At 71.9% G+C, this 20,604-nt stretch carries 17 protein-coding genes; 3 read left to right on the top strand and 14 right to left on the bottom strand.

The genetic code is table 11. The features are described from left to right. Nucleotides 1–59: 59 nt before the first annotated feature. The 11 genes from J5X75_RS27925 to J5X75_RS27875 form a co-directional block, all read right to left on the bottom strand. Nucleotides 60–1,505, bottom strand: a complete 1,446-nt coding sequence (locus tag J5X75_RS27925; protein WP_307798303.1) for an NDP-hexose 2,3-dehydratase family protein — start codon at nt 1,503–1,505, stop codon at nt 60–62. Between the two features lie 131 nt (nt 1,506–1,636). Further along, nucleotides 1,637–3,157 (bottom strand): class I adenylate-forming enzyme family protein, encoded by a 1,521-nt coding sequence (locus J5X75_RS27920; protein ID WP_208470482.1) that lies wholly within the window; start codon nt 3,155–3,157, stop codon nt 1,637–1,639. 40 nt (nt 3,158–3,197) lie between these two features. Next, on the bottom strand, nt 3,198–4,331 hold the full coding sequence (gene ispG, locus J5X75_RS27915; RefSeq protein WP_208470481.1) for a flavodoxin-dependent (E)-4-hydroxy-3-methylbut-2-enyl-diphosphate synthase: 1,134 nt from the start codon (nt 4,329–4,331) through the stop codon (nt 3,198–3,200). Further along, a complete protein-coding gene (gene dxs, locus J5X75_RS27910) occupies nt 4,328–6,202 on the bottom strand; it encodes a 1-deoxy-D-xylulose-5-phosphate synthase (RefSeq protein WP_208470480.1) in 1,875 nt (624 codons plus the stop codon). The genes ispG and dxs overlap by 4 nt, the downstream gene beginning before the upstream one ends. Nucleotides 6,203–6,266: 64 nt before the next feature. Then, nucleotides 6,267–7,133, bottom strand: a complete 867-nt coding sequence (locus tag J5X75_RS27905; RefSeq protein ID WP_208470479.1) for a TauD/TfdA dioxygenase family protein — start codon at nt 7,131–7,133, stop codon at nt 6,267–6,269. Nucleotides 7,134–7,183: 50 nt separating this feature from the next. After that, a complete protein-coding gene (locus J5X75_RS27900) occupies nt 7,184–8,458 on the bottom strand; it encodes an FAD-dependent oxidoreductase (protein ID WP_208470478.1) in 1,275 nt (424 codons plus the stop codon). Next, nucleotides 8,455–10,152, bottom strand: coding sequence for a prenyltransferase/squalene oxidase repeat-containing protein (locus tag J5X75_RS27895; RefSeq protein ID WP_208470477.1), 1,698 nt, complete (start codon nt 10,150–10,152; stop codon nt 8,455–8,457). The genes J5X75_RS27900 and J5X75_RS27895 overlap by 4 nt, the downstream gene beginning before the upstream one ends. Then, nucleotides 10,149–11,189: a UbiA family prenyltransferase gene (locus J5X75_RS27890; protein WP_208470476.1), complete on the bottom strand. Its 1,041-nt coding sequence runs from the start codon at nt 11,187–11,189 to the stop codon at nt 10,149–10,151. Before J5X75_RS27890 ends, J5X75_RS27895 begins: the two co-directional genes overlap by 4 nt. Before the next feature lie 2 nt (nt 11,190–11,191). Next, a complete protein-coding gene (locus J5X75_RS27885) occupies nt 11,192–12,208 on the bottom strand; it encodes a polyprenyl synthetase family protein (protein ID WP_208470475.1) in 1,017 nt (338 codons plus the stop codon). Beyond that, nucleotides 12,205–13,068, bottom strand: coding sequence for a fumarylacetoacetate hydrolase family protein (locus tag J5X75_RS27880; RefSeq protein ID WP_208470474.1), 864 nt, complete (start codon nt 13,066–13,068; stop codon nt 12,205–12,207). The genes J5X75_RS27885 and J5X75_RS27880 overlap by 4 nt, the downstream gene beginning before the upstream one ends. 38 nt (nt 13,069–13,106) lie before the next feature. Further along, the gene (locus J5X75_RS27875; RefSeq protein ID WP_208470473.1) at nt 13,107–14,282 is read right to left on the bottom strand and encodes a cytochrome P450; all 1,176 of its coding nucleotides are present in this window, start codon (nt 14,280–14,282) and stop codon (nt 13,107–13,109) included. A gap of 486 nt (nt 14,283–14,768) precedes the next feature. Here J5X75_RS27875 and J5X75_RS27870 point away from each other — a divergent pair, with 486 nt between their 5' ends. Next, nucleotides 14,769–15,497 (top strand): tryptophan 2,3-dioxygenase family protein, encoded by a 729-nt coding sequence (locus J5X75_RS27870; RefSeq protein ID WP_208470472.1) that lies wholly within the window; start codon nt 14,769–14,771, stop codon nt 15,495–15,497. A 60-nt stretch (nt 15,498–15,557) separates the two neighbouring features. Beyond that, nucleotides 15,558–16,457 (top strand): glucose-1-phosphate thymidylyltransferase RfbA, encoded by a 900-nt coding sequence (gene rfbA / locus J5X75_RS27865; RefSeq protein ID WP_208470471.1) that lies wholly within the window; start codon nt 15,558–15,560, stop codon nt 16,455–16,457. Here the strand turns inward: rfbA and sigJ are convergent. Further along, nucleotides 16,402–17,310: an RNA polymerase sigma factor SigJ gene (gene sigJ / locus J5X75_RS27860; RefSeq protein WP_307798301.1), complete on the bottom strand. Its 909-nt coding sequence runs from the start codon at nt 17,308–17,310 to the stop codon at nt 16,402–16,404. The genes rfbA and sigJ overlap by 56 nt on opposite strands. 170 nt (nt 17,311–17,480) lie before the next feature. On the opposite strand from sigJ, the gene J5X75_RS27855 reads away from it, so the two are divergent. Further along, nucleotides 17,481–17,963: an ester cyclase gene (locus J5X75_RS27855; protein ID WP_208470470.1), complete on the top strand. Its 483-nt coding sequence runs from the start codon at nt 17,481–17,483 to the stop codon at nt 17,961–17,963. A gap of 18 nt (nt 17,964–17,981) precedes the next feature. Here J5X75_RS27855 and J5X75_RS27850 read toward each other — a convergent pair whose 3' ends face one another. Continuing rightward, nucleotides 17,982–18,791 carry a hypothetical protein gene (locus J5X75_RS27850; RefSeq protein ID WP_307798299.1) on the bottom strand — a complete coding sequence of 270 codons (810 nt, stop codon included), beginning with the start codon at nt 18,789–18,791 and terminating at the stop codon, nt 17,982–17,984. Between the two features lie 10 nt (nt 18,792–18,801). Next, nucleotides 18,802–20,454: a serine/threonine-protein kinase gene (locus J5X75_RS27845; protein ID WP_208470469.1), complete on the bottom strand. Its 1,653-nt coding sequence runs from the start codon at nt 20,452–20,454 to the stop codon at nt 18,802–18,804. Nucleotides 20,455–20,604 lie beyond the last annotated feature (150 nt).

Below are 20,604 nucleotides of genomic sequence, written 5' to 3'. Positions count from 1 at the left end.
GAGTTCGGGCCAGTTCGGCCGTCTGCGGCATCTGATACGATCTGTTACGGGGTTGTGTCTCACCGTATTGCCTGGGCGCAGACGAACAGGGTGCGCGCCTCCACCGTGAGGTAGTTGCTGTGCAGCAGCAGCTGGCCCAGCTGGTGAAAGGTGAGCCAGCAGTACCCCGGCGGGACGGCGCGGGGATAGCCCGGCTCGGCCTCGACGATGCGGTAGCGGTTCTCGGCGTGGTAGAGCCGGCCACCCTCCTCGGAGAGCATGACGTCGTAGCGCACCCGTGCCGGGTCGGCGGACAGCAACTCGCGGAAGTACCTCGGGCGATTGCGTTCGGGGACGGCGGCATAGTTGTCCGGCTGGCAGTGCACGGTCGGCGCCAACTCCGGCCCGTTGAGGGTTCCGGCCGCGCCACGTGCCTGCATCAACGCGTGCAGCACCCCGTCGAAACGGGCCACCAGCAATCCCAGGAAGCCGGGCTTGACCGGTGCCACCAGCGGCTGGGTCCATGAGCGCAGCTCGCGCGCCGAGGATTGGACGTCGACGGCGATCACCTTGAAGTAGCGCCCGTCCCGGTGGTGGATCTCGGTGCTCGTCCGCCGCCAGTCGCCCGCACAGACCCGGGCGAGCGGTATCCGCTCCTGCACCAGCTCCCGGCGCGCTCGTTGATCGGTCAGCCAGCGCAGGGCCTCCAGAGTGGTCCACATCGGCTGAGCTCCGGAGGACAGCGAGTGCAGCACCTCGCGCGCGAAACGGCTGCGGCCGGGCGCCGCGGTGGCGTCGCCGTCGGTCGCGACCGGAAGACAGGAGAGCACCGTGCGTGTGTCCATGTTGACCACGTTCGGCAGCGACAGCAGATCCTGGATCAGTCCCAGGGTCACCCAGCAGAAGTCGGGGTCCGGCGGGGGGCCGTCGTCGAGCACCTCGACGACCATGTTGCGGTTGCGCTTGTGCAGGACCACGTCGCACTGCTCGGACTGCAGGACGTCCACGAGCACGCGACGGCGCCCCGGCTCGGTGAAGTACTCGAGGTACTTGACGCCGGAACCGCGGTGCACCCGGCTGTAGTTGCTGCGGGTGGCCTGGACGGTGGGGGACAGCTGGATGCCGTTGATGTTGCCGGGTTCCATCTTCGCCTGCATGAGACAGTGCAGGACACCGTCGAACTCCTTGACGAGGATGCCGAGTATCCCGATCTCGGGCTGCACCATGATGGGCTGGTCCCACGAGCTCCTCCACTCGCGGTCGGTGCGGACATGCAGGCCTTCGATCGTGAAGAAGCGCCCGGAGGAATGGGCCAGGTTCCCGCTCCCCGGATCGAACGACCATCCCGAGAGACGGTCGAACGGGATGCGGGTCACCGCGTGCTCCTGGGCCCGCTCCCGCTCGGCGAACCAGGCGAGGAACTCCTCCGTCGTCGTGATACCACCGGGGCGGGCCGCCGCCGAGCCGGCGAAACGGCGGTTGGTCATCGGATCGTCCAACGCCAGCGCGCGAGTTCGTGTATCCACCGATTCTCCTGAGTTTTGCTGGGGAACCGGCGCGGCCGTCCGGATGTCGCCGCACCGGTGGGGACATGCGCGGAATCAGGGACGGGGCGGGAACCGGGCGACGACCTGACCCGGGCCGCGCTGCGACACGATCACCGATTCGCGTTCTCCTTGGCCGGCTGACCCTCCGCCGCCAGCCTGCGGAGCTCCCGCCGGTCGATCTTGCCGATGGGCGTACGCGGCAGGTCCGCTCGGACCAGCACGTCGACGGGGCGCTTGTAGCGGGCGAGCCGCTCCCGCAGCCGGTCCCGCAGTGCCGGAACGAGCGCCGGTTCCTCGCCGGCCACCGTCACATAGGCGAGTGGCACCTCGCCCCAGTCCTCGTCGGGGATCCCGACGACACAGGCCTCCTGGACCGCCGGATGTCCCAGCAGGACGGTCTCGATCTCGGCGGGAAAGATCTTCTGGCCACCCCGGACGATCACGTCCTTGGCCCTGCCGGTGAGGTGGACGTATCCCCGGTCGTCGACCGTGCCGAGATCGCCGGTCCGTAGCCAGCCGTCGCGGAGGATCTCCGCCGTCTCGTCCGGCTTCGCCCAGTAGCCGAGCATGCGGGCCGGGGTCCGCACCCAGAGCTCGCCCACGGATCCGGGATCCGGCTCGGTGCCGTCGGCCCGGAAACTGCGAATGGTGACGCCGAGCAGACTCCGGCCGACGGCAGCCGGTCCGGAGGTGGTGCCCGGGGTGTAGTCGTGGTCGGCCGGCGACAGGGTGGCGATGGGGCCGCCGCCTTCCGTGATGCCGTACACCTGCCGGAAACCGCATCCGAACTCCGCGTGGGCCTCCAGCAGGAGCTGCCGCGGCATGGGCGCCGCGGCGTAGACGATCTCCCGGAGGCTGGGCAGCCGACCGCGGATCGGCATGCCGGCGCGCAGCAGGAAGCGGATCATCTCGGGAACGGCGAACAGATGCGTGACACCGGACCGGCGGATCGTGGCCAGGCAGTCGGGCGGGCTGAACATCCGGGTCAGGATCACGGTCGCGCCCGCGGCCATGTGGGCCAGGGGAATGACCACCGCGCCGTGCGACAGCGGGCCGCAGTGCAGGAAGACACAGTCGTCGGCGGGCTGGACGTCGGCCAGATAGGCGACGGACATGGCCTGCAGGGAGCGGTGCGGGACCACCACCCCCTTGGGCGGCCCGGTGGTCGCCGAGGTGTGCAGAATGAAGAGGGGGTCCTCGTCGCTCACCGCGACCCGCGCACCCCGCGGGGCGCACGTGGTCGCCTCCCGATACTCGTCGGAGTCGAACGCGAGCACCTGCCGGCCGGCGCCGGCCGGCGGCAGCAGGTTGCGCTCGCCGATGAGCATCTGGGCGCCGCAGTTCTCCACCACCCTGGCGACCTCGTCCGCGACGTGACCGTAGTGGACGGGCACCGCGACCGCGCCGATCTTTCCGAGCGCGAAGTAGGTCTCCAGGACCTCGATCCGGTTGTGGGACATCACCACGACGCGGTCACCGTGCCCGACGCCCCGGGCTTGCAAGGCCGTGGCGAGGCTGTCGGTACTCCGGTCGAGCTCGCGGTAGGTGAGTCGCCGGTCCCGTTCGATCAGCGCGGTGCGGTCGCCGTACCGCTCCCGGCCACGGGCGAGCAGGTGCGCCATCCAAGACATGCGGACATCCTTCCGATCGGTACGGCCGTCTCTGCCGGGCTCAGATCTCGGGGATCTCGTGGCCCCTCTGTTTCGCGAGTTTGAGGGCCTCTTCGATGAGCGTCTCCGGGATCTGCGGCTCGGCCACGGTGCGCACCACCCGGCCCTCCACGAAGATCTGGCCCTTACCGTTGCCCGACGCGACGCCGAGGTCGGCCTCGCGCGCCTCGCCGGGACCGTTGACGACGCAGCCCATCACGGCGACGCGCAGCGGGACGTTCATGCCGTCCAGCGCCGCCGTGACCTCCTCGGCCATCTTGTAGACATCGACCTGCGCCCGCCCGCAGGACGGGCACGAGACGATCTCCAGACCCCGTTCGCGCAGGTTCAGCGCCTCGAGGATCTGCAGGCCGACCTTCACCTCCTCGACCGGAGGGGCGGACAGCGACACCCGGATCGTGTCGCCGATGCCCTCGGCCAGCAGGGCGCCGAACGCCACGGCCGACTTGATCGTTCCCTGGAACGCCGGGCCGGCCTCGGTGACACCGAGATGCAGCGGGTAGTCGCAGCGCTCGGCCAGCATCCGGTACGCCGAGACCATGACGACCGGATCGTTGTGCTTGACCGAGATCTTGATGTCCCGGAACCCGTGCTCCTCGAACAGGGAACACTCCCAGAGCGCCGATTCGACCAGGGCCTCCGGCGTCGCCCGGCCGTACTTGCGCAGCAGGCGCTTGTCGAGCGATCCCGCGTTGACCCCGATCCGGATCGGCACACCGGCGTCCGCGGCCGCCCGGGCGATCTCCGCGACCTTGTCGTCGAACTGCTTGATGTTGCCCGGGTTCACGCGGACCGCCCCACAGCCGGCCGCGATCGCGGCGAAGACGTAACGCGGCTGGAAGTGGATGTCGGCGATCACCGGGATCGGCGACTGCCGGGCGATCGTGGCGAGCGCGTCGGCGTCGTCCTGCGACGGGCACGCCACCCGGACGATCTGGCAGCCCGCCGCGGTCAGTTCGGCGATCTGCCGCAGGGTGCTGCCGACGTCGGCCGTCACGGTGGTGGTCATCGACTGGACGGTGACGGGTGCGTCCCCGCCCACCGGCACGTCACCGACGCGGATCTGCCGTGATCGGCGACGGGGCGCCAACTCCAGCGGCGGGGGCTTGGGCATGCCGATGCCGACAACGCTCATCGTGTCTCCTCCACGGCCACGGCGCCGAGCCGGTGCAGGGTGTTGGTCACGTCACGGACGATGTCCTGGGCCGTCAGCCCGGCCTGGGCCAGCACCTCGGCCCGGCTGCCGTGCGCGAGGAACTCCTGTGGCAGCGCCAGGCACCGCACCGGTGTGTGGATCATGGCGTCGTGCAGGGCCTGCACCAGCGCGGCGCCGACGCCCGCGACCCGGCCGTTGTCCTCCACCGTCACGACGAGCCGGTGGGCCTCGGCCAGCTTCAGCAGTTCGGCGTCGAGCGGCTTGACCCAGCAGGGATCGACGACCGTGGCGGCGATCCCCGCCCCGGCGAGATCCCGTGCCGCCGCCACCGCCGGGAGAGCCATCGGGCCCACCGCCACGATCAGCACCGTGCTCTCGCCGTCCGGCCGGGCCAGGATCTCCGCCGTGCCGACCGTGCCGACCGGTTCGGTGACCGGGGGCAGGGCTCCCTTCGGATAGCGGATCACCGTGGGCCGGTCCGTCACCCCGATCGCCTGGCGGAGCTGGAGACGCAGCCGGGTGGCGTCCCGGGGCACCGCGATCTGCAGCGACGGGACCAGCTGCAACAGGGACAGGTCCCACATGCCGTTGTGGCTGGGGCCGTCCGTACCGGTGACCCCCGCCCGGTCCAGCACGAAGGTCACGCCGCACCGGTGCAACGCGACATCCATGAGGATCTGATCGAACGCGCGGTTGAGGAAGGTCGCGTAGAGCGCCACCACCGGATGCATCCCGCCCAGGCTGAGCCCGGCGGCCGAGGTGACGGCGTGCTGTTCGGCGATGCCCACGTCGAACACCCGGTCCGGGTAGCGCTCGGCGAAGGTCCGCAGACCGACCGGCTCCAGCATCGCGGCGGTGATGGCCACGATGTCGGTACGCTCCGCGCCGATGCGGACCATCTCGTCGGCGAAGACCGAGGTCCAGTCCGTCGGCTTGGGGCCGGTCACCGGCGCCCCGACGACGTGCATCCGGTCCTGCTCGTCCTGCTCGGCGGCCGGGAACCCGTTGCCCTTGCGGGTGACACAGTGCACCACGACCGGTCCGTCGAATCCCGCGGCGCTGCGCAGGGCCCGTTCCGTCGCGGCGATGTCGTGCCCGTCGACCGGGCCGACGTACTTGACCCCGAGATCCTGGAACAGGCCCTGCGGGGCGAGGACGTCCTTGATCCCCGCCTTGACCCCGTGCATGACGTCGAAGACGGGCGCTCCCGCCATCGGAATCTCCCGCAGCCGCTTGACCAGGGTGAGGAACTCCTCGTAACCGCGGGCGGTGCGCAGGGACGCCAGATGCCGCGCGAGCCCACCCCGGGTCGAGGCGTACGACCGGCCGTTGTCGTTGACCACGATCACGACGGGAAGTCGCTGGTCGACGAGGCTGTTGAGCGCCTCCCAGGCCATGCCGCCGGTGAGCGCGCCGTCACCCACCACGGCGATCACCCGGCGGTCGCGGCGATCGGTGAGCCGGTGAGCCTTGGCCAGTCCGTCCGCCCAGGCGAGTGCGGTGGAGGCGTGCGAGTTCTCGATGATGTCGTGCTCCGACTCGGCCCGGGAGGGATAGCCGGAGAGGCCGCCGGTGGCCCGAAGGCGGCTGAAGTCCTTGCGGCCGGTGAGCAGCTTGTGCACGTACGTCTGATGGCCGGTGTCCCACAGGATGCTGTCGCGCGGGGTGTCGAACACCCGGTGCAGCGCGATGGTCAGCTCGACGACGCCGAGGTTGGGTCCGAGGTGGCCGCCGCTGAGGGAGACGGCCTCGATCAGGAACGACCGGATCTCCTCGGCGAGGGCCGGCAACGTATCAGCGCTCAGGGCCTTGAGATCGGCCGGGCCGCGAACGGTGTCCAGCAAAGCCACGTTTCACTCCCTCTGGTTGACGGATCGGCCGTCGTCGCGGGGTCGGCGGTCGTTCGGATCGAGGTCAGTACGACTCTTTGGCGTTCATCCGGTTCGGCGCGTACCGCTCGCCCGGCGCCGGCTCGTACGCCGGCCAGCGCGGCTCGCCGCCGGTCGGGTCGTCACCCAGAACGACGACCCGCAGCCCGGTGCGCTTCTGCGCGTAGTCGTCCACCGCGTAGTGCTGGGTGACCCGGTTGTCCCAGATCGCGACGTCACCGGCGGTCCATCGATAGCGGCACGTGAACTGGGGCGATGTGGCGAACTCGGTGAGGTACTGCAGGAGCGCGTCGCTCTCGTTGCGGCTGAGCTGCACGATGTGCGACGTGTGCGCCCGGTTGACGAAGAGCGCACGCCGGCCCGTCTCCGGATGCGTCCGTACGACCGGGTGCTCCGCCCGGCTGTCGAGGCCGGGAATGTGGATGGCGTGGATCGCGGTCAGCCCGTCGAGCAGATCGCGAAGCGGCGCCGACAGCGACTCGTACGCCAGATACTGGTTGGACCACATGGTGTCGCCGCCGTGCCCGGGGGTCCGGATGATCTGCAACACCGATCCGACCGGAGGGTTGGGCGAGTACGTCATGTCGGTGTGCCAGATCGGGATCTTGCCGTCCTGCTCGGAGTCGATGATCTGGATCTCCGGGTGGCCGTCGAGGTGCGGGAGGTACGGATGCACCTCCAGCTCGCCGAACCGGCGCCCGAAGGCGACCCGGGACTCGGGCGCCCAGTCCTGCTGGTCGGGGAGGAACAGCACCAGGTGTTGCAGGAGCAGCCGGCGCAGCTCGGCGAAATCCTCGTCGGTGATCTCCGCGAGCCTCAGGCCGCGAACCGTCGCCCCGAGCGCACCGGTCAGCGGCGTCACCTCGAAAGCGGTCTTGAGTGTGTCGGACATCTGCGGTTCCTTTCCGGTCTTCTCGTTTCCGCGGGCCCGCTCCGGGCCGGTCACGGGAGAGGCATGGGTGAGCGGCCGCGGGTCTCGGGGAGTGCGCCCAGCTGGACCAGCCGGTCCACCACGTTCAGCGGGCGCATGCCGAGGCCGGACATGTTGTACGCGGTGAGGTGCGACAGCCGGGGGTTGCGCCCGGTGCGGCTCAGCAGGCGGCGGCCCAGCAACCGGCCGGCCCACGAGGTCTGCGTGATCATCCGTGCGGCGTTGTGGCTCATCACGTGGACGTCCTTGATCCGCCGGGCCCGCGCGTGCTGGTAGGCCAGCAGCGCGCCGTCGACCGCGTCCGGACGTCCGGCATCGATCCCGGCCAGCCGGTTCGCGAGGTCGTGAGCGTCACCGATCGCGGTGTTCATGCCCTGGGCCGACAACGGATGTACGCCGTGCGCGGCCTCGCCGACCAGGGCGAAGCCGGGACCGACCAGGGAAGCCGCACAGTACCGCCAGACGGGAAGCACCTGCCGGTGCGCCAGGCCGCTCTGGAGCGCGTCGGTCAGCGGCTCGAGGACGGGTACGTCGGCCACCAAGCCGTCGCACCACTCCTTCAGGCAGGTGCCCGTCATGCCCCGCAACTCGTCCGGGCCCACCTGGACGTAGACGCGGGTGCGGCGGTGCGGCAGGGGATAGACCATGACGAGGCCCCGGCGGGTGATGTGCGCGGACACCTCGGCGGCGCCGGCCGGGGCGTCGGTGAGCTCGAACGACAGCAGTTTGTGGCCGTACGCCACCGGCTCCGCCGTCAGGCCGGCCAGCCGCCGCAGACGCGACGACATGCCGTCGGCGGCCACCACCAGCCGGGCCCGGATCGAATGCCGTCGCCGGTCCTGGGAGACGTGCACCCCGGTGACGCGCCCGTCGCCGTCGCGCATCAGCTCCTCCGCGAGGACGCCCCGGTGCCGGCGCACGTTCGAGCCGAGAGCCTCCTCCAGGCAGTCCAGGATGACGGTGTAGTCGTGGGCGAGCATCCACGGGCGTGCGCAGTCGAGCGCGGTGAAATCCATGGTCGCCAGGTCGTGGCCGTCGGCCGTGCGGACGGCGAGCCGGTCCAGGCGCACGGCGTCCCGGGATTCGAGCCGGTGCAGCACGTCCCAGCCGTCGAGGATGTCGAGCGATCCGGGTTGCAGCACCTCACCCTTCGCCACGGGCGGCTGCCGGCGCTTCTTCTCGATCAGCGTCACCCGCAGGCCGAGCCGGCCGAGGGCGCGGGCCGCGGCGAGGCCGGCCACCCCCGCGCCGCAGACCACGACGTCGGTGTCGGTCGGCGGTGTCATGACACCTCGCTGCCGGCGACGGCGGCGGCGTGCCGGGCGGCACGATAGGCGCCGAGAGCCCGCAGGCTCAGCCCGTCGACGATCAAGCCGTCCACGTAGTAGGCCGCGTCCCGGATGTGCATGCAGACCGGCGCCGCCGGCCAGAGCCCGTCCGGGCGTTGCGCCGCCACGATGAACGCCACCCCCCGGCGGATCCTCGGGTCGTCCGCGGGCATCCCGGAGACCAGCAGGGCGCGCACCGCCCAGGCGGTCTCCTCGACGGTGCCGGTGGGATCGTCGCCGGGCACGCCGGTGTCCCCGGGGCCCCATCCGCCGTCCGGCAACTGGGCCCTCAGCAGGGCGTCGCGGGCCCGGCGGGCGCCGGGGTGCCCGGCCATCCCGGCCCGGCCGAAGGCGGCGAGCGCCATCGCGGTGCCCGGCACCGGCCCCCGGTACCAGAGCGCCTCGTAGGTGCCGTCGGGCCGCTGCCGGCCGAGCAGCCAGTCGAGGCCGCGGCGAACGGCCGGATCGCCGGCGGCGCCGCTGTCGATCAGCGTCTCGAGACAGGCCGCGGTCACGTACGGGCACGGCCCGTCATTGCGCAGCGTGGTGTCGGGCACGAAGGTCCCCCACGAGCCGGAGCGGTCCTGGCGCGACACCAGCCAGCGCAGCCCCAGGCGCGTCACCTCGCCGGGCTCCTCGCCGCCGGCCACGACGAGGGCGGCGAGGACACTGGCGCTGTCGAGGATGTTGGGCCAGCCGCGGGGGCCCTCCCAGCCCCATCCGCCGGGCGGGCTGGCGTACAGCGGAAAGGCCTCGGACTGCTGGCAGCCGCGCAACCACCGGCGGGCCGCGGCGAGGCGGGCGTCGCCGGTGTACCCGGCGTCGGCCAGCCCGCGGGCGACGTACGCCCCGCCGATGACGTCGAGTCCCTGCATGATGTGCCAGGAGCCGTCGGGATGGACGTTGGCCCGCAGGTAGTCCACGGTACGGGCGATCATCTCCTGCGGTGCCCCGGCGCTGACCAGGCCGATGCAGACCACGGCCACCAGCCAGTTGTCGCCGCCGTACCCGCCGGGATCGTTCTCCTGTCGTTCCATCCGGCTCAGCAGGCGCAACCCGGCGCGCCGGGCGAGCCGGCGCGGGCCCCGCACCGGACGGCCCCGCGACTGCATGAACGCCATGGCGACGAACGGGGCCATCCGGAACGACAGCCGGGCACGCCACAGTCGTGCCGGGAGCAGCAGAAGCTCCAGCGGGATACGGCGGGCGCCGCCCGCGGCCGGCAGCCCGGCCAGGGTCAGGAAGGCCGACGCCATGTGCGCCATGCCGGCGTCGTTCAGGGCGGTCGGCCCGCCGTCGGCGTGCACCAGGTCCAGCGCGCGGCGGACCCGGTCGTGGGTCGTCTCCGGCGCGATGATCCGCAGCGCGGACGCCGCGATCACCGTGGGGATCACCTGCGAGGGCGCTCCGGCGACACCACCCCAGCCGCCGTCCGGGTTCTGCGCCTCGCCCAGCCAGTGGACCGCGCGCGCGGTCAGGCCGGCCGAGCGGTCGCGGTCGGCCAGATGCAGGGCGATCGCCGCACCCGCCGTGCCCAGCACGGCGGTGGGCCGGCGATTGGGCCAGGAACCCTCGGCGCGCTGTACCGCGAACAGGGCGTCGGCCGCGCGCCCGACGGCGCCGTCCACCTGATCGTTCACCGGGGAGCTCACGGCTGCTTCTCCTTCATGGGGGCGATCGTCCGGGCCGGGCGCCGCGCGGATGTCACGGCGGACCAGAGGACCGGCCGGGCGGCGGGGGTGAACTCGTGTCGTGTCCGCATCAGCCGTTGACTCGCGGCGGTGACCAGCAGCATCGGCGTGACGAGAGCCGCCGTGACCGGCGCGCCCAGGCCCGGAACCAGCACCGCGGCGGCCAGGACGACCCGTTCGACGACGAGCGTCGCGTGCGACCGCAGCGCCGTCCGGGCGGACAGGGCGTCCCCGGCCCGTACCAGCGGTGCCCAGGCATGACAACCGAGGCCCGTCGCGACGACGAGCAGAACGCCGGAGAACCGGTCGTGCCGCGGCACGAGCAGAAGCCCGGTCACCACGGCGGCGATGCTCGCGGCGTAGAGACCGGCGGAGGTCCACACTCCTCGGCGCAGCCCATGGCGTACCGCGAAGGTGCGATAACCTCCCGCCCGGTCCCCGTCGACGTCGCGCAGCGCGCCGACGAGATTGGACGCGGTGTCGTGCAGGCAGAAGGCGAGCACGAACGGCAGCAGCCGCGGGACCGGGGCCGGGGCGGTCATCAGCTCACCGCAGAGGAAGGCGGCGCCGGTGAGCGAACCCCGCACGAGGTTGCCCCAGATGCCCCGGGCCTTGAAGAAGCCGTTGTAGGCGACCGCGCCGCCGATGCCCGCCAGGAACACCAGAAGGACGCGCCAGTTCACGGCCAGGGCCACCGCGCCCGCCCCGACGGCCAGGGCCACGCCGCATCCGAGAGCGGTCCCCGGCCGCATCTGCCCGGAGGGGATCGGCCGCTGGGGTTTGGCGATCGCGTCCAGGTCACGGTCGAGGTAGTCGCCGAGGTAGTGCGCCGCGATCCAGACGAGCGTCGGAACCAGCCACGCGGCCGCCAGCCGGGCGACGGTGGGCCGGTCGGCCGCGAGAGCCGCACCCGCCAACCCCACCAGACCGACATACCAGAGCGTGTACGGCCGCCACGTGCGGACATGGGCGGCGAACGTCGTCGTGACCCGGCGCACGATCAGTGCCCTCGCTCGCGGGCGTAGTCGGCGATCGCGGTCAGGACGGCGCCGTTCCCGGGCAGTGGTGCGAGGGCCCGCTTGGCACGGTCGATCAGATCCGCGGCGTGCCACTCGGCCGCCGCGCGAGCGCCCGTCTCCTCGACGATCCGGCGTACCTCCGGAAACGCCCGCACCCCGCTCAGCTCGCCGCGGAAGGCCCTCTCGAGCAGGTCCCGGTCGTCGGCGCCGGCGCTCTGGTAGGCCAGCAACATGGGCAGGGTCGGGCGCCGGTTCGCCACATCGCTCTCGTTGGGCTTGCCCACGAGCTCGGCGTTGTCGTCGAAGCCGAGCAGGTCGTCCCGGATCTGGAAGGCGACACCGAGATGGACGCCGAACGTGCCGAGCGCGTCCACCCACGCGGGCGGGCCGCCTCCGAGGATCGCCCCGATCCGGCACGACGCCTCGAACAGCACCCCGGTCTTCAACCGTGCCATCGTCAGGTACTGCTCGGTCGAGCAGTGCAGGTCGCCGGTGAGCTCGGCCTCCCGCAGCTGCCCGCGGCACAGGTCGATGCCGGCGTCCGCGAGGACGGCGACCGCCGACCTCAGCGCGGTGTCGGTGACACCGGCCGGGCTCACCCGGGTCAGCGCGGCGAAAGCCTGCAGCAGGAGCCCGTCACCGGTCACGATGGCGTCCGGCGTGCCGAAAGCGGCGTGCACGGCGGGCCGGCCGCGACGGATGTCGTCCTCGTCGATGATGTCGTCGTGGATGAGGGTGGCGACGTGCAGATACTCCACGGCGAGCGCGAGTTCGCCCAGGTCGTCGGGCGAGCCGCCGACCGACTTGGCGGACTCGAGCACCAGCAGCGGCCGCAGCAGCTTGCCGGCCGGCAGCAGGGCGTACGCCGCGATCCGGCGCAGGGGGTCGTCGTCGCCGGCCGTCCAGATCCGTCTCAGGTCGCTGAGCAGCGGGCGGCCGTCGCCCGGGAACGCGAGCGTCCCGGGGCGGCCCCGGGAATGCTCCTCGGTGGCTGTCATCGGTGGCACCGTCCTTTTCCGTCGAGGGAGGTCGAGAGAGCAGCGGCCGTGCGGCGCTCCCCGGGCCGGGACGGCGCGTCGACCGTGGTGCGCAGGACACCGATGCCGGTCGCCGACACCTCGACCCGGCTGCCGGCCGGCAGCGGGCCGGAACCCGGCGGGGTCCCGGTGAGCACCACGTCGCCGGGCAGCAGCGTCATGTGCTCGCTGACCAGCGCGACCACGTCGGCCACGGGAACGACCAGGTCCCGGGTGCCGGCCTGTTGCCGGAGCTCACCGTCGACCCGGCAGCTGAGTACGACGTCGGCCGGGTCGAGACCGGTGGCGAGCCAGGGGCCCAGGGGAGTGCAGCCGTCGAAGTGTTTGGCCCACACGGGTTGCCGGTCCGCGTTCTGCGGGGTCCGGCGCGCGTACGCGGTGATGTCGTTCGCCGCGGTGTAGCCGGCGATCACGTCGGGCGCGCGGGCGGCGGAGACCCGGGAGCAGCGGACTCCGATCACCACGGCGAGTTCCGCCTCGTGGCGCAGTTCCCAGTCCGGACCCGGATGGACGACGGCGCTGTCCGGCCCGATCAGTGAGGTGGACGGTTTGAGCAGCACCGCGGAGTCCGCCGCGCGGGGGAGTGGGCCGCCGGTGGGCCGATCGCCGGCCGCCCAGTTCAGGGCCAGGCAAACGATCTTGGTGGGTTCGGCCGGCGCGAGCAGTGTGACGTCGCTGAGCGGGCGCGACGGTCCGCCCGCGGGGACCCAGCTCCGGGCCGCGGTGTCGTAGCGGACCGGGGAGAGGTGCGTGCCGCCGGACCCGGAGTCGATGCGGCCGTATCCGTACCGGCCCGCGTCGGTGTATCGGCAGACGAGCAACGGTGTTCCTCCTTCCGGCTATGACGGCGGGGACGCGGTCACCAGGTGACGGGGAGTTCGGCGAGGCCCAAGGTGACGTGACCGCCCCGCCAGCGCAGGCTCTCCACCGGTACGGCGAGGCTGAGCCGCGGAAATCTGCGGAGCACCGCGGTGAGCGCGGTCCGGAGCTCGAGGCGGGCGAGCGCCGCACCGAGACAGTGATGGGCGCCGTGGCCGAAGGCGATGTGCGGGTTCGGGAGCCGGCCCACGTCGAGGCTTCCGCCGCCGGTGAAGACGGCCTCGTCGCGGTTGGCCGAGTTGATCGAGATCTGGACGAGCTCACCGGCCCGGATCAGCCGGCCGTCCAGCCGGACGTCTTCGGTGGCGATCTGCAGCCGGTTGACGTCGATGACCGGCTGGTAGCGCAGGATCTCCTCGACCGCCGTGTCCACCAGCGACGGGTCCGCGCGCAGCCGGCCGAGCTCGGCCGGGTGGGTGAGCAGCCGGAGCAGCCCGGCGCTGATCGAGGTCCCGGTGGTCTCCAGGCCACCCGCCAGGATCACGATGGTCAGGTTCACCAGCTCCTCGAGCACGAGCCGGCCGCCGGCGTCGAGGGCATGGACGAGGGTGCTGAGCACGTCCGAGTCCGGCGATGCCCCGGCGGCCAGCGCCGCCCGTTTCACCGCGACGTGCCCGCCCACGTAGGCGGCGAACTCCTGCCAGGCCGCCCGCTGGTCGCTGCCGTCGCCGGTCAGCGCGGTGATGCGGTTCGACAAGCCGTGCAGGAGCTCATGGTCGTCCGTGGGGAAGCCGAGCACCTCGACGATGACGAGCGCCGGCAGCGGCCGCGCGAGATGACCGACCAGGTCGGCGGGCGGTCCGGCCTTCTCCAGGTCGTCGAGCAGGCGTTCGGTGAGATCCTCCACCCGGGCGCGACGGCGGTCGACGTTGCGTACCGTGAAGGCTTTGGCCACCAGCCCGCGGAGCTGCGTGTGCGGCGGGCCGTCCATGTTGACCGTGCGGATCCCGGCTCCCGCGCCGGACGTGGCCCCCGGGATGTCCCGGGTGAAACCCTCCCCGGCGAGTACCGTCCGGACGTGCTCGTAGCGGGTGACCAGCCAGGCCGTCCGGCCGTCCGCGAGGCGGACCCGGGACAGCGGCTGCTCCCGGCGGAGCCGGCCGAACTCGGGAGGCAGTTCGCCGGCGTGGTCGGCCGCACGCGGGAACGCGCTCATCGGCCGCACGGATCCGGGCGGAGCGAGCCCAGCCGGGCCGGCGCGGCGGGCCGGCCCGCGCGGTGCCGGTGAGGGGTGGCTGTCCGGGCTGGCGTCATCGGTTCTCCTCCGTGGGCAACGGTGGGCGGAACGTGTACGACGGGGTCGTCCTCGGCGCTCGGAAACGCATCGCGCGCCGGTGTCGCGGTGGCCACGCTGCCGCACCGTGCCGGTGCGCAGAACCCCGATTTGAATGGGGTACCGACCCTTTTTCCTGCCTGCTATCGTTCCGTGTGCTCATTTGTTGCCCGAACGGAAAGGGCGGCGGCAAGCCATTATGTGATCGCGTGACCGAATAGCCGGGTGCGGGCGACGGTATCAGGCGGGGATCGACCGGAATACCCCGATCAAGTGGGGGTTGGGGCGGCCCCGGGAATGCGGCAGGGTTCACACCGCAACGAGGGTGCCGGAACGTCAGAGCCGGCGAGACCGCGATTGGACTGGCCCGTGGCTGTACCCGAACCGACGTACGGCGATTTCCTGCGCCTGGATTCCCTGTTGTCCCTGCCCCGGGAATCGCCCGACGTGCACGACGCGCATTTCTTCTTCACCGTGCACCAGGCATTCGAGCTGCTGTTCAAGATAATTCTCTACGAGCTGGACGCCACGGTGGCGGCCGTCGCGGCCGACGACATCGCCGTGGCCGTCCACTGCCTGCGCCGCGTCCGCTCGGTGGAAGACGTCATGGTCGAGCAGGTGGCGACGCTGGAGACGATCAGCCCCGGCAGCTACGCGCTGATGCGCCGCACCCTCGGCGGCGCCAGCGGTCTGCAATCGGTGCAGTTCCGCGAGATCGAATGCCTCTCCGGGCTCAAGAGGAAGAACCTGCTCGCCACGCTGCGGATGTCCGGCGCCGAACGGCGGCGCCTGGAACGGCGTCTGGCCGAACCGTCGCTGTGGGACGAGTTCCAGCGGCTCCGGGCCCGGCGCGGCAACCCCGATCTGGTGAAGCTCTATCGGTCGAAGGTCCCCGTCGACGAGGTCACCGTCCTGGCCGAAGCGATGCTCGACCACGACGAGGGCATCACGATGTGGCGGGCCCGGCACGTCCTGATGGTGGAACGGGTCATCGGGAACAGCGCGGGCACCGGCGGCTCGTCCGGCGTGTCCTATCTGCGCGCCACCTGCGAGAGACATTTCTTCCCGGAGCTCTGGGAACTGCGCGCCGAACTCTGACATGGCCGGGTCCGTCCACCGCCGACATCACCTCACACTGACAGACATGGGAGTATCGCCGTGAAGGGTATCGTCCTCGCCGGCGGGAACGGTAAACGGCTGCATCCGCTCACCATCGCGTTTTCCAAGCAGCTGCTCCCGGTCGGCAACAAACCGATGATCTACTATCCGCTCGCCGTTCTGATGGCAGCCGGGATCCGCGAGATCCTCATCGTTCTCCGCCCGGGAGACCTGCCGTTGTTCCGCGAGATTCTGGGCGACGGCTCCCCCTGGGGCGTGGCCCTCACCTACGCCGTCCAGCCCGAGCCGCGCGGTATCGCCGACGCCATCCTCATCGGCGCCGAACACATCGCCTCCGATGATTGCGCGCTGGTGCTCGGCGACAACATCTTCCACGGCAGCGGGTTCGGCCGGCTTCTGCAACGTGAGGTGACGCAGGTGAAAGGCTGCACCCTGTTCAGCTATCAGGTCACCGACCCGCACCGATACGGTGTCGCCGTCACCGACGCCGACGGGAACATCCTGGAGATCCAGGAGAAGCCGGAGAACCCGCCGTCCCACCGTGCGGTCACCGGTCTCTATCTGTACGACAACGACGTGGTCGACATCGCTAAGTACATCCGCCCGTCGGCGCGCGGCGAACTCGAGATAACCGATGTCAACAACGCCTACATCGCCTGCAACCGGGCCCGGGTGGTCGAACTCAGCCGGGGGTACGCGTGGCTGGACACCGGGACCCCGGAGGCATTGCTCCAGGCCGGCCAGTACGTACGCACCCTGGAGGAACGCCAGGGCGTGCAGATCGCCTGCCTCGAGGAGATCGCCCTGCGGATGGGTTACATCGACGCCGAGCAGTGTCACCGCCTCGGCCGGAGCATGGCCGGCTCGGCGTACGGTCGCTACGTCATGAACATCGCCCGGGAACTGGGTGCCGATACCGTGCCGGACCGAGCCGGGTGAGCTTCGCCGGGTTGCGGACCAGCCGGACCACGGCCACCCGGCCCTGCTCGTCGAGGTCGAGCAGCACCGCCGCGGCGACCCCGTCGGCGGTGGTGAGCAGACCGGCGGGCCCTCCGTTGAGGTCGGCGGGGTGCGCCGCGAGGTCCGGCGGGAACAGTTCGATCGAGTCGCGGAAGAACGCGACCACCGCGTCCCAGCCGTACAGAACCTCCCGCGGCATCTCGTTGGAGCCGTTCGCGTCGGCCCACAGCGCGACGTCGGGAGCGAGCACGTCCATCAGCTCGCTCAGATCGCCGCCCAGGCAGGCCTTCAGGAACCGGTCCGTGACGGTCCGCCGGAGCGCGGGATCGGCGTGGTACCGCGGGCGGCGTTCCCGGACGTGCGCCCGGGCGCGGGCGGCGAGCTGGCGCACCGCGGGCTCGGCACGGCCGACGGCCTCGGCCACCTCCGGGTAACCGAAGTCGAAGACGTCGTGCAGCACGAAGACCGCACGCTCCAGCGGCGACAGCGACTCCAGCAGCACCAGCACGGCCATCGAGACGGACTCGGCCCGCGCCACCGGCTCGTCGGCGCCCGGCGCGCTCGGCAGCGGCTCGGGCAGCCACGGTCCGATGTACGCCGCGCGGCGCACCCGCTCTCGGCGGAGGTGGTCGATCGCCAGCCGGGTGGCCGTGCGCACCAGGAAGGCCCTCGGGTCACGAACCGTCCCGGGCTCCACCCGGTGCCAGCGCAGCCACGTCTCCTGGACCACGTCCTCGGCGTCGGCGGTGCTGCCGGTCATCCGGTACGCCAGCTGGAAGAGCAGCCCGCGATGGCGCTGGAAATCGTCGGGGAACACGGTCTGTCCGGACACGCGAGGCCTCCCGCCGCGGCTTCCGATCTCGTTCTCACCCTACTTCGCACGGCATGTCACAGAGGACGGGCGCCCCGCGTCGTATGGGCCGAACGCACCGGTGCGGAACCGGCGACCGCTGTCCAGCAGGTCCGCTGGTCCGTTCCACCCCGATCCGAGAGGCATCCACCATGACCGACAGTTTCGGCGTCCGCTACCTCACCGCCGTGGCCTCCGCGGACTACGACACCCTGACCGAGATGTACGCCGACGACGTCGTCTTCTACACGCCGTTCCGTCGCGGTGACACCGGCCCCGCCTTCATCACGGGCTTCCTCGCGGCGTTCCACCGGGCACATCCGGGGCTGACGGCCTCGCTGCACGACGAGTTCAGCAACGCCGACGGCACCCGGGTCACCCTCCGGATGAGCATCCGGTGGCACAACACCGGCCCGTTCATGACCTTCCCGCCCACCGGCGCGGAGGGCGTGGAGAGCGAGATCCACACCTTCCGGCTGCGTGACGGCCGGATCGTCGAGCAGTGGGTGGGCCACAACACCCTCGGGCTGACCCGCCGGCAACTGACCGACTGGCAGATGCCGCTTCCGCAGGACGAACAGGACCCGGCACCGGCGATCGTGACCGTCCAGGCGACGCCGGCCGAGGTCGGCTGACACCGGGAGGAGCAGACCTCAGCGGCGGCAGCGGTAGGCGACCGGCACCGTGGCCTGGGCCGGCGACGGCTCGATGATGTTGACGGTGGCGGTCTCGGTGGCCGTGCCGACGCCGGTGAACGTCCAGGTGAGCGTGAGGGTGGCGGTGTGCTGTCCGCGGCCCACCCGTTCGGTGAGCACCGGCCCCGGCGGCGCGTCCGAGCGGAACCACTGGTAGCGGATCGTGCCGCCGCGTCCGTTGGTACGCACCGTGGCGACCACGTCGACGGCGACGTCGCAGCGGTTCCCGGCGGGCCGGGGCACGGCCACCGTGGCGCTCTCCACCTCGAGGGGGCGCAGCCGCTGCCACAGGTAGAGGCCGACCACCACGACCAGCGCGAGGGTCAGCAGGCCGGAGACCAGCGACACCAGCCGGCGCAGCAGTGGGCGCGCGCGGGCCGGCGGGGCGGTGGCCGGCCAGGCGGGGGTGGCCACCGGGGTCACCGGTACGCCGGGACCGAAGCGCATCTCGCTGTGGGTGCGGATGGTCGGCTCGGACTCGCCACCGGCGTGGACGGTCGGTACGAGGGGCGGCCCGGACAGGTGCACGGTCGCGTTCGGGTCGCCGAGCCGAGCGGTGCGCTCGTCGGCGGCACCGAAGTAGGCCGTGCGCTCGTCCGGCGAACCGACATGGGCCGTGCGCTCGTCGGGAGAGCCGACCGGGGCGGTGCGCTCGCCGGAGGACCCGATGTAGGCGGTGCGCTCGTCGGGCGAACCGGGGCGGCCGAGGGTCCGCCACGGATCGGCGGGCTCCGGCATCGCCCGGTCGTCGAAGGGTTCCTCCGGCACGGCCCTGCTCCTAACCGGGGGTGCAGATGTTGTCGAGAGTCACGTACACCGGGGACGCCGACCGCCCCGAGTTGCCGGCGGCGTCGACGGCGACGACCGAGATCGGGATCCGGGTGGCCACCTTGGGCATCGGCAGCGAGGTGAGCGTCCCCCGGAAGACGTTGCGGCCGGCCGAGCTCATCGCGACGGTCGAGGTGGCGCCGTTCAGGGTGTAGCGGAACGTCACCTTCAGCTCGGCCGGCCCGCTCTCGTCATCGGTGACGGTGGCCGTGACGGTGCTCGAGCGGTTGCCGTAGGTGCACTTCTCCGACTCCAGCCTGGTCGGGCTGGCCCGGACCGCGCCGACCGCGGGCGCGGTGGTGTCCGGCGGCGGAGTGGGGGAGGTGCTGACCGACGGGCTCGGCGCGGCCGTGGTGGGGGTCGTGGTCGTGGTGGGGGCCGGCGTGGACGGTGACCGGGTGGCCGGGGCCGTCGTCGATGTCGGGCCGGTGGTGGCGTCCGGTGTCTCCGGGCTGTCCGTGGCCGGTGCGGCCGTGGGTGTCGCCGACGCCGCCGGGGGGATCGGGCCGGCCGTCGCCGGGGCGACCGTCGTGGGATCGGCGGCCTCACCCGCCGCGATCACCGGGGACGCCTCGTCGGCGGCGGCGAAACGGTACCCCACCCCGGCGATCAGCAGCGTCGCGACGACGGCGGCCGCGGCGGCCGCGGTCACCTTGCGGGCGCGGCGGCCGGTGGCGGTGCCGGCGCCGACCGTCGTGGAGGCGAGGCTGGTGGCGTTCTCGGCGCGGTCCGGGAACGGCCACAGCAGGGCGAGCAGGGCGGCCCGGCGGGCCAGTTCGCGCAGCCCGCGGTCCTCCCAGTCCGGCCCGTACGCCGCACCGGCCACCCGCTCCAGGATGTCGAGGAAGGCGACGGCGTGCGGGGGCCGGTCGGCGGGCTGCTTGGCCATGCCCCGCCGGAGCAGGTCGTGCACCGGCGCCGGGGCCGGATCGGTCGGGATGGGCGCGTTGGCGTGCTGGTCGTGCAGGGCGAACAGGTTCGCGCCGTCGTAGGGCGGCCGGCCGGTGAGGCATTCGAAGAAGGTGGCGGTGGCGGCGTAGATGTCGCAGGCGGGTGTCGCCGGTGCGCCGGTCCACTGCTCGGGGGCCATGTAGCGGGGCGTGCCGGTGACGACGGTGCCGGTGCCCTGACCGGCCGTCGTGGCGATGCCGAAGTCGGCGAGTTTGCTCAGCCCATCACCGGTGACCAGCACGTTCTCCGGCTTGTAGTCCCGGTGCACGACACCGTGGGCGTGTGCCGCGGCCAGCCCGGCCAGCGAACCCTTCAGCACCACCAGCGCCGCCTCGGGGGTCGTCGGGCCGTTCTCCCGCAGCATCTGCCGCAGCGACACCCCGTCGACCAGCTCCATCACGATCGCCGCGCCGTCGGCGGTCTCCACGTACTCGTAGAGGCGCGAGACGTGCGGGTCGTCGATCTCGCCGAGCAGCTGCGCCTCCCGGCGGAACGCGGCCCGGAAGGCGGCGTCGTCGCCGAGCACGTGCACCAGATATTTGATGGCGACCGGGGTGCCGGTCTCGTCGTGGGTGGCGAGCACGACGCTGCCCGACGCGCCGGCGCCGAGCTGACGAACGGTCGTGTAGCCGGACAACTGCCAGCTGCTCATGTCGACCTACTCCACCATCCAAGGGGCGGAGGCCCACCTCCACCGCGCCGATCATTCTGGTCGCGCGACGGCCACCCGGGGGATCAGCACATCGGGTGATTTCCCCGGCCGGATCGGCGACCTCGAATGCGTCACAAGGTATCGGCCCGC

The organism is Actinoplanes flavus, from assembly GCF_017592555.1.
GTDB classification, from domain to species: Bacteria; Actinomycetota; Actinomycetes; order Mycobacteriales; family Micromonosporaceae; genus Actinoplanes; species Actinoplanes flavus.
This window is presented reverse-complemented; position numbering and strand designations above follow the sequence as displayed.

Coding starts and splice junctions, on each gene's coding strand:
- J5X75_RS27920 (WP_208470482.1), bottom strand. CDS start 3,157: ATGTCTTGGATGGCGCACCTGCTCGCCCGTGGCCGGGAGCGGTACGGC.
- ispG (WP_208470481.1), bottom strand. CDS start 4,331: ATGAGCGTTGTCGGCATCGGCATGCCCAAGCCCCCGCCGCTGGAGTTG.
- J5X75_RS27905 (WP_208470479.1), bottom strand. CDS start 7,133: ATGTCCGACACACTCAAGACCGCTTTCGAGGTGACGCCGCTGACCGGT.
- J5X75_RS27900 (WP_208470478.1), bottom strand. CDS start 8,458: ATGACACCGCCGACCGACACCGACGTCGTGGTCTGCGGCGCGGGGGTG.
- J5X75_RS27885 (WP_208470475.1), bottom strand. CDS start 12,208: ATGACAGCCACCGAGGAGCATTCCCGGGGCCGCCCCGGGACGCTCGCG.
- J5X75_RS27875 (WP_208470473.1), bottom strand. CDS start 14,282: ATGAGCGCGTTCCCGCGTGCGGCCGACCACGCCGGCGAACTGCCTCCC.
- J5X75_RS27855 (WP_208470470.1), top strand. CDS start 17,481: ATGACCGACAGTTTCGGCGTCCGCTACCTCACCGCCGTGGCCTCCGCG.
- J5X75_RS27845 (WP_208470469.1), bottom strand. CDS start 20,454: ATGAGCAGCTGGCAGTTGTCCGGCTACACGACCGTTCGTCAGCTCGGC.